At 56.4% G+C, this 12,974-nt stretch carries 10 protein-coding genes; 3 read left to right on the top strand and 7 right to left on the bottom strand.

The features are described 5' to 3' along the window. Positions 1-82: 82 nt before the first annotated feature. The 7 genes from AC3ZPD_RS12725 to AC3ZPD_RS12695 form a co-directional block, all read right to left on the bottom strand. On the bottom strand, positions 83-1,951 hold the full coding sequence (locus AC3ZPD_RS12725; RefSeq protein WP_490984664.1) for a DUF2264 domain-containing protein: 1,869 nt from the start codon (positions 1,949-1,951) through the stop codon (positions 83-85). Between the two features lie 94 nt (positions 1,952-2,045). Further along, on the bottom strand, positions 2,046-3,203 hold the full coding sequence (locus tag AC3ZPD_RS12720; protein WP_490984663.1) for a glycoside hydrolase family protein: 1,158 nt from the start codon (positions 3,201-3,203) through the stop codon (positions 2,046-2,048). Further along, the gene (locus tag AC3ZPD_RS12715; protein WP_490984662.1) at positions 3,196-5,076 is read right to left on the bottom strand and encodes a cache domain-containing sensor histidine kinase; all 1,881 of its coding nucleotides are present in this window, start codon (positions 5,074-5,076) and stop codon (positions 3,196-3,198) included. Before AC3ZPD_RS12715 ends, AC3ZPD_RS12720 begins: the two co-directional genes overlap by 8 nt. Positions 5,077-5,147: 71 nt before the next feature. Further along, entirely contained in the window at positions 5,148-6,794 is a 1,647-nt protein-coding gene (locus tag AC3ZPD_RS12710; protein ID WP_490984661.1) for a response regulator transcription factor, read from the bottom strand. Positions 6,795-6,872: 78 nt separating this feature from the next. Beyond that, positions 6,873-8,246, bottom strand: coding sequence for an ABC transporter substrate-binding protein (locus AC3ZPD_RS12705; RefSeq protein WP_490984660.1), 1,374 nt, complete (start codon positions 8,244-8,246; stop codon positions 6,873-6,875). A 141-nt stretch (positions 8,247-8,387) separates the two neighbouring features. Further along, positions 8,388-9,227, bottom strand: a complete 840-nt coding sequence (locus tag AC3ZPD_RS12700) for a carbohydrate ABC transporter permease (RefSeq protein ID WP_490984659.1) — start codon at positions 9,225-9,227, stop codon at positions 8,388-8,390. Between the two features lie 30 nt (positions 9,228-9,257). Continuing rightward, positions 9,258-10,199, bottom strand: a complete 942-nt coding sequence (locus AC3ZPD_RS12695) for a carbohydrate ABC transporter permease (RefSeq protein ID WP_490984658.1) — start codon at positions 10,197-10,199, stop codon at positions 9,258-9,260. Positions 10,200-10,464: 265 nt separating this feature from the next. Here AC3ZPD_RS12695 and kduI point away from each other — a divergent pair, with 265 nt between their 5' ends. From kduI to kduD, 3 genes are read left to right on the top strand one after another with little or no spacing between them, the layout of a single operon-like run. Beyond that, complete coding sequence (gene kduI, locus AC3ZPD_RS12690) at positions 10,465-11,298, top strand: 5-dehydro-4-deoxy-D-glucuronate isomerase (protein WP_490984657.1); 834 nt, start codon at positions 10,465-10,467, stop codon at positions 11,296-11,298. A 35-nt stretch (positions 11,299-11,333) separates the two neighbouring features. Further along, complete coding sequence (locus AC3ZPD_RS12685) at positions 11,334-12,095, top strand: DeoR/GlpR family DNA-binding transcription regulator (RefSeq protein WP_490984656.1); 762 nt, start codon at positions 11,334-11,336, stop codon at positions 12,093-12,095. Between the two features lie 60 nt (positions 12,096-12,155). Further along, positions 12,156-12,908: a 2-dehydro-3-deoxy-D-gluconate 5-dehydrogenase KduD gene (gene kduD, locus AC3ZPD_RS12680; RefSeq protein ID WP_490984655.1), complete on the top strand. Its 753-nt coding sequence runs from the start codon at positions 12,156-12,158 to the stop codon at positions 12,906-12,908. Positions 12,909-12,974: the final 66 nt, after the last annotated feature.

Below are 12,974 nucleotides of genomic sequence, written 5' to 3'. Positions count from 1 at the left end.
TTCTAATTAAGAAGAAAAAACCTTGAGACTCTCTCCCAAGGTTTTTTCTTCTTAATAGTTTTATGGATTTCAGAGGAACCGATCAGCCTTCCAGACGGTAAAATTTTCCGTCCGGGGCCGCAACGGTCCAGCCCTGGTCGCCAGCCTGCTCCACGGTAAAAACCTTCCGCCAATCCTCAGGCCCGGCTTCCGTCCTGCCCGGCTGCCCGAATACCGCCGACACCAGCCAATGAACCCCCGGTTCCAGGCGGGTCAGCAGGCTGGGAAGAACGGTTCTCGGGTACAGCAGATTGGTGCTCGCATGGGGCTGCACTAGCTGCGGGCCCCCCGCCGCGGCTTCCCCGTTTATTCGTACGATGCCGCTTGTTCCGCCTGTACCGCTGGCCCAAGCCCAGCCCGCCTGCTCCTCCGTCTGCTGGTCCAGCCCCTCTTCCAGCTTCACGGCAAAACCGCCTTCGGCCGCGTCCAGCGGACGGCCCGTCTCGATGCGGTGAACCCTTAAATGCCAGGGCAGTCCGGCAATGATCCACGTCCTGATCTCCACGTTGCCCCAAGGTTTCCAGCGGGCGTAAAGCTTCTGTCCTTCCATCTTCGTTTCTTCGCTGCTGCGCCGGACCCGGAAAAGATTGTCTCCGCTTTCGCTTAGCGCAAGCATCGAATCAAAAGCGCCTTGGGCGAGGCCCCATTCGGCGCGCGGCACGCTGAATCCAAACGAGGTGGAGTAAACGAACTTTTCGTATTTGGCCGAGGCATGCGGGTGATCGTTCGTCGAAGGATGCCCCGTGTTGAACGCTGCCGCATGACCCGTCTGCGGGTCCCGGCAGAGCGCCAGATGCGGTCCCTGCTGCACGGACAGGGCCGGCAGCTCCGGCAAGGGCAGCTCTTCCGCCGCCCAGAACGGATGATCGTCCGGCAGCGCCAGTGGAAGGAACGCTTTCAGCGCCCAATAAGGCGATCCCGGCGCATTATAGTTCTCCGCCATAATCAGGTTGGGGTACGCATAACCGATCGCCAGCACCCCGTCCGGGCCAAAGATCGGCTGCCGGAACCACCAGCGGAGATGGCGGAGCAGCAGCCCCTTCAGCACGCCGTACGGCAAAACCTCCTCACCGGCAAAAGCAAGCGCTCCCCAAAAGGCCCCCTGCGCAAACCGGTAGGTCATGCTTCGCCCGTACGGAACGGCCGCCCCCTCAGGGGTGAACCAGTGAATGAACCGGGCCGCAAACTCGCGGGCCCTTTCCCTGTATTTTTGCGAGCGCACAGGGTCCTCCCGGTGCATAAGCTTGGCGTACAGCAGCCCGTAATATTGCATTCCAAACGGGACGTAGTAGTCGCTGTGCCCGTTTTCCCCGTCTGCGTACCAGCCTTCTCCCAAATAAAAATCATCGAGGCGCCGCAGGCTCTCCTCCATCTGTCCGGCCTCATAAGGAAGCCCGGCCTTGAGGAACCCGATATTGACCAGCACGCGGAAAAACAGCCAGTTGCAGTCATAGACGGGACGGGCATTGATTTGATTCAGCCAGTCATAAAGGTTTCGCCGCTGCTGGTCCGCAAGCGGGAGCCAAAGCCGGTCCGGCGCTAAGGCCAGCGCGTTGCCGATGGCCGCCATCTCCACCAGCCGCTGATCGTAATCGCTTGCCCTTCCCCAATAGCCGGGACTCTCGGGGTCGGTGCCGTTTGCGAGTCCCCGCACATACAGGCGCTGCCATTCCTCCGCTCCTTCGTATCCGCCGGCCCACAGCGGGACAAGGCCCCAAAGCACCCGGGAGAAGCCCTCCATCTGGCTGACCTCCGGCGAATGGCCGGCACCGCTGCCGACCAGCAGCAGCCGGGAGCCATGTTCGCTGTAGTAAGGCTTCAGCGGTTCGATAATCTGCAGCAGCGCCTGCCGGAGATCCTGTTTGGTCTGCAGCGGATTGTCCGCTGCGGCTGGCTTAACGGTTCCATGCATCTTAGCGTCCTCCCGGTTGTTTGACTTGCCCGCTTCCGCAGGTTGATTCATGGCTATAAAGCACATGGCTAAGGGGCCTTATTGCCAAGAAACTCTATTCCCAATAAATCGTCAGGCCGCCCTTCAGCCTTGCCAGGCCTTCCACGAAAAAATAATCGCCGTAAATCAGCGGCACATCGACGTTTTTGCCCTGCGGATAATGACTCGTTCCCCGAAGGATCAAGCCCTCTTCGTCCGGATTGTCCCACGCCCCGTAACGCGTGTACAGGGATTCCAGAATCCGCTCCCCGGCAACGCGGTAGCCCGCTTGTTCCCCGGCCGGCACCGTTTCAGCCAGCAGAAGCAGACCGCAGGCCGCGCAGGCGCCGGCCGAAGAATCCCGCAGGTGTTTGGTGTCCTCAGGCGCCCGGAAGTCCCAATGCGGTACGTGATCCTCCGGCAGCTGGGACAGGAAGAAGTGGGCTACCTGCTTCGCGCCGTCCAGATATTCCTCGCGGCCGGTATGATGATAAGCCAGCGCCAGCCCGTACAGCGCCCATGCCGTGCCTCTCGACCAGGCGGATTCAGGGGCATATCCCTGTCCGCCGATATATTCGGCCACTTCGCCGGTTTCCGGGTCGAAGCGGACAATATGCCGGACCGACCCGTCCGGACGGATAAAATGCTCCAGCACCGTGCGCAGATGGGCATCCGCCACATGGCGGTAACGCACGTCTCCGCTTTCCCGCGATGCCCAGTACAGCAGCTGCACGTTCATCGCGCAGTCGATAATGGCCACCCCGGCATTGTCGGAACGGGAATTCCAGTCGTTCCAGGCCCGGATAAACCGGCCTTGAAGGTTAAAGCGCCCGGCCAAATAATTGGCCGCTTTAAACGCCCGTCTGCGCGAAACCTCCGCTTCGTTCAGCTTATAGTTGGCCAGGCTGGTCAGAATCCACATAAAACCGAGGTCGTGGTCCAGCCGGTCAAAGCCGTCCAGCACCTCGTCCAGCCGCTCCTCGCACGCTTCGGCGATTTGCCGGAACTCTTCCCTGCCGCTTCCTTCATGAAGCAGCCATAGCAGCCCCGGCCAAAATCCGGCCGTCCACCAGGCCGGCTCTTCCAGCTGGTATTCGTCGTTTTGGCTCGCATGCGGGAAATTCGCCCCGATCCGTTTGCTTGTGCGCAGCACTTTGTCCACCGAACGGTTCCAGGCTTCTTCCACCCAGCCCAAACGTTCGTTTTGTTTTTGCTGAATTGTTGTTTCATTCATGTCGGTACACCGCCTTGTTGGAATTAAGATTTGAGGGACCATCGGGCGAATCCTCCTGCCCGGAAAGCTGCTCCCTTTGAATCGGAATTGACATTTGAATCGTGGTGCCTTCCGCCGGCCTGCTTTCGATATCCATGCGGAACGGCTCGCCAAACCGGATGCGGAGACGTTCGGCCACATTCAGCAGACCGATGCCCGATTGCCGTTCTCCGCCCAGAGCGGGACTTTCCCTGATCGTCTCCAGCTCCCGCCGCAAGGAAGCCAGGAGATCCGCCTCTATTCCGCTTCCGTTGTCGGTCACGTCAAGCTGGAGCGTAGAACCCCGGCAGACAGCCGTAACCCTGACGGTTCCCGCCTTTTGATGTAATCCATGGATCAGCGCATTCTCCACGAGCGGCTGCAAAATAAACCTTGGCACGCGGATAAAAAAAGCTTCGGCTTCTATATCCAGCTGCAGGTTTACCCTTTCCTTCTGCCTCAGATTCATCAGGTCCACGTAGTGGCCCAGCAACTCGATCTCTTCATGCAGCGTGATGGCGTCTTCCTCCCTGGAAATCGTCATGCGCAGCAGCTTGGATAAGGAGCCGATCATTTTGGCGCTTTCCTGATCGCCGTGTTTCATCACCTTCATCCGGATCGAATTCAGGACATTAAACAGGAAATGCGGATGAATCTGCGCCTGTAGCATGGCGAGCTCGGCTTTCCGCTTCCGCATCTGGGTGACGGAAATTTCCTCGATCATGCTTTGGACGCGGCCCAGCATCTGATCGAACAAAAAACCAAGCCGTCCGATTTCGTCGGGCCCGCGAATGCCGGTTCGAACCTCGAGATTGCCCCGCTGCACCGTGTTAGCTACCTTTCCCAGCCTTACGAGCGGATACGTCAGCTTCCGGATCATGGCAAGCAGCACCAGCAGTACAGCGGCAAACGAAAGAAGCTGGAACAGAAACACGCGGTTGAAAATCGTGCTGATGTTCACCACCGTGCTTTTATAAGGCTGAACGGAGACCAGGCTCCAATCGTTGGCCGCCAGGTCCGCTTCCGTAATGAGCAGCCTGCGTCCTTCCTTCTTCACGATCAGCGAGCCGGGCTGACGGGCATCCGTCAGCACAGGCCTTCCTTCCCCGAACAGCGTGTGAATGCCGCCGACCTCCGGTCCGGACAGCACCGTGCCCGATGCATTGACCAGCAGCACCTGGCGTTCCCCGGCCAGCTCCTTAAAAATCTGCCTGAATTTGCTCTCCATCATCGTAACGACGACATAACCGTAAATGTTGGAGTTATCCAGGCGGAGCGTACGGGCCATCGAAATCTGATACGGGCTGTCTTTTTGCTCATAAGGAAAAGTGGTCGGCGTCGTTCCGACCCAATAGGTCTGGAAGCCGTTCAAATCCTTAAGCTGCTGAAACCACGGCTCCCGTTCGAAGGAACGGGGATCGTATTCATCCGTGGAATAATTCGTAAAAACGGTTCCGTCCGTCAAAATCACGCTGATGTAGCTTTGCTCGCCGACCGCCGTCAGGCTGTCCAGCTGCTGCAGAATCCGGCTTGTCGCGGTAAATTTCAAATAAGGATCGGGTTCGCCGCCCGTGTGGCTTGCAAATTGCTTAAAATAGCTGTTCATATCGGGGTTGACCTGGATATGGTTGGCGATATTCAGCATTTCCTGCAGCAGATTGTTAACCGAACCGCTCACCAGCTTCATTTCGCTGGCCGAATTGGCAATCGCCTGCTCTTTCACGGCGTTTTCGGTCAGTGCGTTATAAATAAACAAAGTGGATACCGCGGGAATTAAAATGCAAACAACAACCGTCGTCATCAGCTTGCCGCGGATCGTCTGGACGGCTTGGGTCCACTTCATTTTCCTTCGCATGGGCGTCCCCCTCTTTCCTGCCGCCGCCGTCTGCACGGCGCTGCCTGCTGGCCTGCCGGCCTTCTAACCTGCTAGCCCTTTGCCGCCAGCCCGCCGGCCTTTGATCCGGTCGCGGCCGTCCGGTATTCGACCGGCGTTAATCCGCAGCCGGCTTTAAAGGTTTTGATAAAATAGCTCTGGTTATCGTAGCCGAGCTCCTCGCAAATTTCGCCGACGGTGCTGCCCGTCTGCTCCAGCAGCTCCTTGGCCCTGTCCATCTTCCGGCGGGTCACGTATTCGATAAACGTCAGCCCGGTTTCTTTTTTGAACAGCCGGCTGAAATAACTCGGGTTCAGGTGCAGCTCTTCAGCGACCTCCTCCAGGCTGATCCGCCGCTGCAGATGGAGGGAAACGTAACGGCAGGCTTCGATGACCTCCGTCCTGCGCCCGGTCCGGACCGCCGTTTCGCCCGGCAGGGCCAGAGCGGCCAGATGCGAAGCCAGCCACCGTTCCAAATCCCGCAGGGAGTCGATGTCCGCCACCTGTTTATGCAGCACCTCCGCCGAAGGATCGGGCTGTCCGACATGAACGGCATGCAGCTTCAGCTGGAGGTCGAGCAGCAGCTTCAGCGTCCAGTCCTTCACCCGGTTTTCGGGAAAACGGCGGCTGCGGATCCAATCCATCCATTTGCCGGTCCGCTCCCGTATAACGCCCCCATCCTTCCGCACGACCGCTTCCCACAGCTCGCCAGAGGCCTGGCTGTAGACGGCAAACAAATCTTCCTTGCCCGCAAAAAATTCCTTCAAAGGGGTTATCTCCCCCTCATTCAAATAAAACCGCTGCGGTGAGGCCGCCAACAGCTCCTTCAGCTTTTGTTTTAAACCATCCGGGGTTTGCGTTGCCCCGCTGCCGAGCAGAAAGGCCATCCGGATTTTGAGCACCCTGTATAATTCGGACTGAAGCCCTTCCAGCAGCCGCGCCGCCGTTTCATGCAGGCTGTATTTCAAGCCGGGCTGGCAAGAAAGCAGAATAAAATGCTGCCGGGCATTGTAACCCGCATAAACCGCTTGGGGTTCGGTCTGCCGCAGCAGCTCTTCGATCACGTTCCCGACGGCAAAATGGAGCGTTTGCTCGGAATAAAAGCGGGTTTTGATCTCCCGGTAATCCTCCATGCAGCCGAGCACCGGATAACAGGCCGTCCCGTCCGCCAGCACGCCGTATGCCTCCGCTTCCCGGCGCCACTGCTCCTCCCCGAGCAAAGGCTGATGAAGCAATTGGTGAAAAAATTGCTCCCTGCGCAGCTGCTTCGTCTCCTCTACCAGATGGCGGATGCGGGTTTGCTCCCAGTTGGTCTGCTTCTCGGCATCCAGCGATGTCTTGAACTGCAGCAGCAGCTTCTCCAGATCCGCCGGCTCAAACGTGTCCTTCACGATATATTCCTGAATGTTCAGCCTCAGCGCCTGTCTGGCGTATTGGAATTCCGTATGGCAGGACAGCAGCGCGATCCGCACCGAGGGGTTAAGCGTTTTCAAATGACCGGCCAGCACCAGTCCGTCCATCTTGGGCATGCCGATGTCCGTAATCAGGACATCCGGCTGTTCCGTCTGCGCCAGCTCCCACGCTTCGGCGCCGTTTTCGCAGGCCCCGCACAGCCGGAACCCGAGCGCATTCCAGTCCACGGCTTCGGACAGCAGCTCCAGAACCGGGTAATCGTCATCCGCAAGCAAAACCTTATACACGGGGCAACCTCCTCGCTTCAAGATTCCCTTACAAACGGGAAAAGAAGGGGGAGAATCCCCCTTTTTCCGCATCCCTTCCTATTTCTTATTCGCCGCTATGATTTCCTCTACCCGGGACTGAGAATTTTTGACGGTGGTATCGATGTCCTGATTGCCGAGAATCAGCTTTTCGTATTCTTCGTTCAGCGCTTTGTATATCTCCGCCTGATAGGAGACCGGGGCCACGATTTGAGAGGCCTTGGAATTCACCAGCGTGCGGACCAGCGATTCTTTATCGACCATCTCCGGCGTTTGGGTGCCGGCCAGGATCGTATCGATCGTCGAGGCGACTTGTTCCTCCTTAACCCCGTTCCAGGATGGAACGTTGGTGCCCTGCACGACCTGGCCTTCCGTCGTATACCAGCGGACGAATTGGTAAGCCTCCTCCTTATGTTTGGAGGACTGGGATACGATTACGTAATCGGTGGTCACCGGGGCGAGCCCGCTTTCGTCGCCCGGGTTGTTTTTCGGAAACGGAGCCACCGCCACATGGAAGTTCACCGGCACTTTATCGGTCCCGCCGATCTCCGAATTCATCCAGGAGCCGATCGGAATCATGCTGACGGACTGGTTAAAAAACTGATCGCGGTAAGCGAGCTTCTGGGAGATCATGTCGGCGTAAGGCACGGACGATTTGTCCTCCTTCTCCATCCGGAGGCGGAGCTCCAGCGTCTTGCGGAAATTCGGATTGTCCAGATTGGACGTTCCGTCCGCTTTGAGGAAATCGGCGTCCTGCGGCTGATTCTCCATCGCCAGCTTCAAATATTCCATCCAACCGCCGTTTTGGGGGCCGTGGAAATAAACGCCGTACCGTTTGCCGCTTCCTTCGCCTTTGGTCAGCGCTTTGGCGTAATCGGCGAATTCATCCCAGGTCCAATCGGTCGGCACCTTCAAACCTGCTTCGTCCAGATGATCTTTATTGAGCAGCACATACCAGGGGTTGAATTTAGCTGGAAGCGCATACACTTTTCCGTTTAAGCGAGTGTCCACTTTATAATCTTCTTCCTCTTTGTATCCGTCTTTGGCGATGAATTCATCCAGGGGCGCGGCCATGCCAAGCGCCACGCGCTGGGCGTATCCCGCCGCGTCGCTTAACATCAGCACGTCGATCTGCTCGTCGGATGCGACCGCAAGGTCCAGCTTTTTCGCGGCTTCCTGGGTGTCGCCTTTTTCGCTGAGCTGCACCAGCTCAACCGTAATGTTAGGATGGCTCTCTTCGTAAGCGCTTAAGGTTTTGGTCCAGTTGTAAGCTTCTTCCGTTCCGTGCGTGTACAGCCTGAGGTTGATTTTGCCGTCCGCCTGGCCGCCGCTTCCTTTTCCGCCGCTAGAAGCGCTGCCGCAGCCCGCCAGCAGGCCGGACAGCACGAGGGCCGTTAAAAGGCCGGACGACCACTTTTTCATGGATTGCTTCATTCCGTTGACCTCCTCTTGTTCCTCCTAATTTCCGCTTGCCTAAACCTCATTATAGAGATTTGCAAAGGTCCGCCATGCAACTATATTGACTGCATTTGGAACAATTTTTACCTGTTGCCCGGGCCGGGACGGCGGATCTCGTCATCCCTTGACGCCTCCGAGCGCAATGCCTTCGATGACGCTTTTTTGACCGAGGATAAACACGATCAGCAAAGGCACGATGGCGGATACGGCGGCAGCCATGATCAGCGAATAAAACTGCCCGCTCAGCGAGGTAAATTTCTGCATGGCCAGCGGAATCGTGAAGAGCCGGTCGCTCCTCAGGAAGATCAGCGGGTTTTGATAGTCATTCCATGTCCAGATAAAACGCAGGATCGCGTAGGTGGCGATGGCCGGCCTGACCAGCGGCAGCGCAATCGAACCAAAGATCCGCAGATGATGGGCCCCGTCCATTTTGGCGGATTCGATAAATTCCTGATGGATGCCCATAAAAAACTGGCGCAGCATAAACGTGCCAAGCACGCTGAAGCAGCCGAGCAGCACAAGGCCGAAATGGCTGTCGAACAAGCCGATTCTCCGGTACAAAATGAACTGCGGCACCAGAATGGCCTGCCCCGGCACCATATAGGTCGCCAGCACGATCAGGAACAAATAACTTCCGGCCTTGAACTGGACCTTGGAGAATCCGTAAGCGGCCATGCTGGAGAACAGCGCCGAAATCGCCGTCGTCAGCACGGCTACTTTGATCGAATTCACGTAATACAGCCAGAAGGGGTAATCCCCGAACCACACCTCGCGGTAATTTTCCGCGGCATGCCATCTCTTCGGAATCCATTCGATCGGATAAACAAAAACATCCTTTTCCAGCTTAAATGAAGTGATCAGCATCCAGACAAACGGCAGCAGGAACACTATGCTTATAACAAGCATGACGGCGGTTAACGCCCCTTTGCTCCATTTCATTGCGGTGGTTTCACCCATGCTTTTCCTCCTCCTCCGGCGGCAGCCCTTTTAGTAGTTGACCCATTTCTTTTGCGCGGCCCATTGGCCCAGCGTGATCAGCAGCACGAACAGGAACAGCAGGGCGGCAATGGAGGAAGCGTACCCGATTTTCAAATTGACGAAAGCCGTGTCATACAGGTACCACACCATCATGGAGGTCGAGCCGATCGGACCGCCCTGCGTGGTGACCGCAATGATATCAAATACTTTAAAGGTCGAAATGATGCCCGTCACCAGCAGGAAAAAGGAGGTGGGAGACAGCAGCGGAAACGTGATTTTCGTAAACTTCAGCCAGCCGTTCGCCCCGTCGATGTTCGCGGCCTCATACAAATCCTTCGGAATCGACTGAAGGCCCGCCATGTAAATGATCATGTTAAACCCGATGGAGGTCCAGACGACGATCATCATGATCGAAGCCAGAGCATAATGCGGATCGGCCAGCCACTGCGGAGGGCTCTGGACCCCCAGGCTCCGCAGCATCTGGTTCACAGGCCCGTTCGAAGGATGGAACAGCACCTGCCAAACGACCGCCACCGCCACCACATTGGAGATATAAGGCATGAAATAAGCCATTTTAAAAAAGCCCTTGAAATGCACGTGCCGGTCGATCAAAACCGCCAGCACCATGGAAATCAGCATATAAATCGGAACTGTCAGCAGAAAAATCAAATTATTGCGCACGGACCGCAGAAACATCCGGTCGTGAAGCAGACCTTCGAAATTATCGAAGCCGACCCACCGGATGCCGTCCCAGCCCTGCACGAAATTCCAGTCGGCAAAACCTAACGCAAACGTTGCGATAATCGGCAGCAGCACCAGCACCGTCACGCCGAGCAGCATCGGACTGACAAACAGCCAGCCCCATAACTCTTCGCTGTGATGCAGGCGTTTTTTGGACGGCGGCAGAGCGGCCCGGGCGGCAGCCGCTGCCAGCGTAGAGTTGTCCTTCATCTTGGCACCTCGCTTTTTCCCTGAGTGGAAGGGTTTGAGTTGAACTGTTTCCAGTATAAAAAGCCGAGGTGTGCTCCGATGACGGTATTTTGATCTTTTTCACGCCGATTTTGACCTGTTTGCGGTCAGCCGGATTAAATCCCTCCTTAATGTTTGTTTAGGTTTATTTTAGTTCATACTATTGATTTATGCACGAAAAAGTTTTATTTTGTACATATATGAACCTTATATAATTCCATCTACCTTGAAAAGGAGAATGACCCCCATGGATATTCGTTACGCTTCTCATCCAAATGAAGTAAAGCAGTTTGACACCGAACGCCTTCGCCGGGAATTTGTGATTGAAGCCCTGTTCGTCCCAGACAGGCTGACGCTTGTTTATTCCCACGTAGACCGTTTTATTGTCGGCGGCGTCGTGCCGCTCAAAGAAAAAATCGTGCTTGAAGCCGACCCGAAGGAAATCGGGGCCAAGACGTTTTTGGAACGCCGGGAGATCGGCATCATCAACATAGGGGGCCAGGGAAAAATTACGGTGGACGGCACGGATTACCTGCTTGATCCTAAGGAGTGCCTCTATATAGGTCTTGGAGCCGCGGAAGTGACTTTCGAAAGTACGGACGCCTCCCTTCCCGCCCAATTTTATTTGAATTCCACCCCGGCCCACCAATCGTATCCAACGGTTAAAACAGGTCAGACTGACGCGTTTAACGTTCATTTGGGCGCCATCGACCATTCGAATGAACGAACGATTTACCGCTACATTCACGAACAAGGCATTCAGAGCTGCCAGCTAGTGATGGGTTTGACCCAGCTGGAGCACGGAAACATGTGGAACACCATGCCTGCCCATACGCATAACCGCCGTTCCGAGGTTTATTTATATTTTGGCCTGCAGGAGGACGACGTTGTTTTTCATTTGATGGGCGAACCGCAGGAAACGAGACATGTCGTCATGCGGAACGAACAAGCGGTGATCTCGCCGAGCTGGTCGATCCACAGCGGGGTCGGAACCAGCAATTATACCTTCATCTGGGGAATGGCCGGGGAAAACCAGACTTTCGAGGATATGGACGGGGTCGGCATGAAAGAGCTAAAATAAAGGGAATTACACGTATAGAGAAGGATTGAACCAAAATGAACCCCATCCGCAGATATGAAAAAATTATGGAAGCCCTGCTGACTGAACAGGAAGTCACCGTAGCAAGGCTTAGCGAAATGCTGCAGGTTACAGGCAAAACCATACGGGAAGATCTGAGCAAACTGGAGGAGCAAGGACTGGTGCGCCGGGTTCACGGCGGAGCGGTGCTTGCCAACCATGACCAGTTCGGCATCCTTCCGGTGAAGGAACCGCTGACGAAACACGCGGATGAAAAAGGAAAGATTGCGGACAAAGCCTTGCAGGGAATTCAGGCTCAGGATGTCATTGCCCTGGACGGGGGAAGCACGACGCTGGAAATTGCGCGCAGGCTGGATCCCGCCCTGCCCCTGACCGTTATCACCAACGATGTCTACATTATCAGCGAGCTGGCTTCCAAAGAACACATCCGGCTTGTCGTCCCGGGCGGATACCGGGTCCGCAACATGCTGACCGGTCCGGAGGCCGTTTCATACGTTCGCAATCTGAATATCCAGAAGGCGTTTATCTCTTCTACGGGTGTCCATATCGAATACGGGCTGTCCGTTTTTACCGGAGAGCTGATCGATTTCAAAAGGGCCCTGATCGAAACGGCCCGGGAATGTTACGCGGTGGTAGACCATTTCAAATTCGGCCACAGCGCCTTAAGGACTTTTGCCCGTTTCAACGAAATTACCGCAGTGATTACGGACCGCGGCATCCCCGCCGAAACGGCGGCAGCCTTTGAGAAGGCGGGCGTGCGGCTTGAACGGGCAGACTGACGCTCGCCCCTGCTTTTCCAAAGCTGCGGAGAGAATCTAATATAGAAGGAGAATACGGTTATGAACCTGTTTGATCTCAGCGGCAAAACGGCTTTGGTCACCGGCGCGTCCGGCGGTCTTGGCCAGGGCATCGCCCTTGGCCTCGCAGAAGCCGGAGCGGATATTGTAGCGGTGTCCAAGTCCGGCTGTGAAGCTACCCTGAATGGGATTCAAGCGCTGGGCCGCAAAGGCGCCGCCATTTCCGCCGATCTCAGCCTGGCGGACGGACTGGAAGACGTATTTGACGAGGCGCTTGCCTTGAACGGGCGGATTGACATTCTGGTCAACAATGCCGGCACGATCCGCCGGACCCCGGCCGCCGAGCACAGCAGCCGGGACTGGTACGACGTGCTCGATTTGAATCTAAGCTCCGTCTTCCTCTTGTCCCAGCTGGCGGGCAGACACATGCTGGCCAACGGCAGCGGCAAAATCATCAATATCGCCTCCATGCTTTCTTTCCAGGGAGGCATCAACGTACCCGGATATACGGCCAGCAAACACGGCGTGGCCGGTTTGACCAAGGCCTTCGCGAATGAATGGGCCGGAAAAGGCATCCAAATCAACGCCATTGCACCGGGATACATGGAGACAAACAATACGGCGCCGATTTTGCGGGATGAAGAGCGTACGCGTTCAATCACCGAACGGATTCCGGCCGGGCGCTGGGGAACTCCGGATGACCTGAAAGGTCCGGCTGTTTTTCTGGCCTCCGCAGCCTCCGATTACTTAAACGGGCACGTGTTGTGCGTCGATGGAGGCTGGATGGCGCGATAGGCGGAAGACAAGCGGAAGACGGCCGGAAGACATCCCGAAGACGGTCTGGAACCGGCGGAGCGCCGG

Source organism: Paenibacillus mobilis, assembly GCF_058267595.1.
Note: the sequence above shows the minus strand (reverse complement) of the source record. Positions and strands in the feature narration are given on the sequence as shown.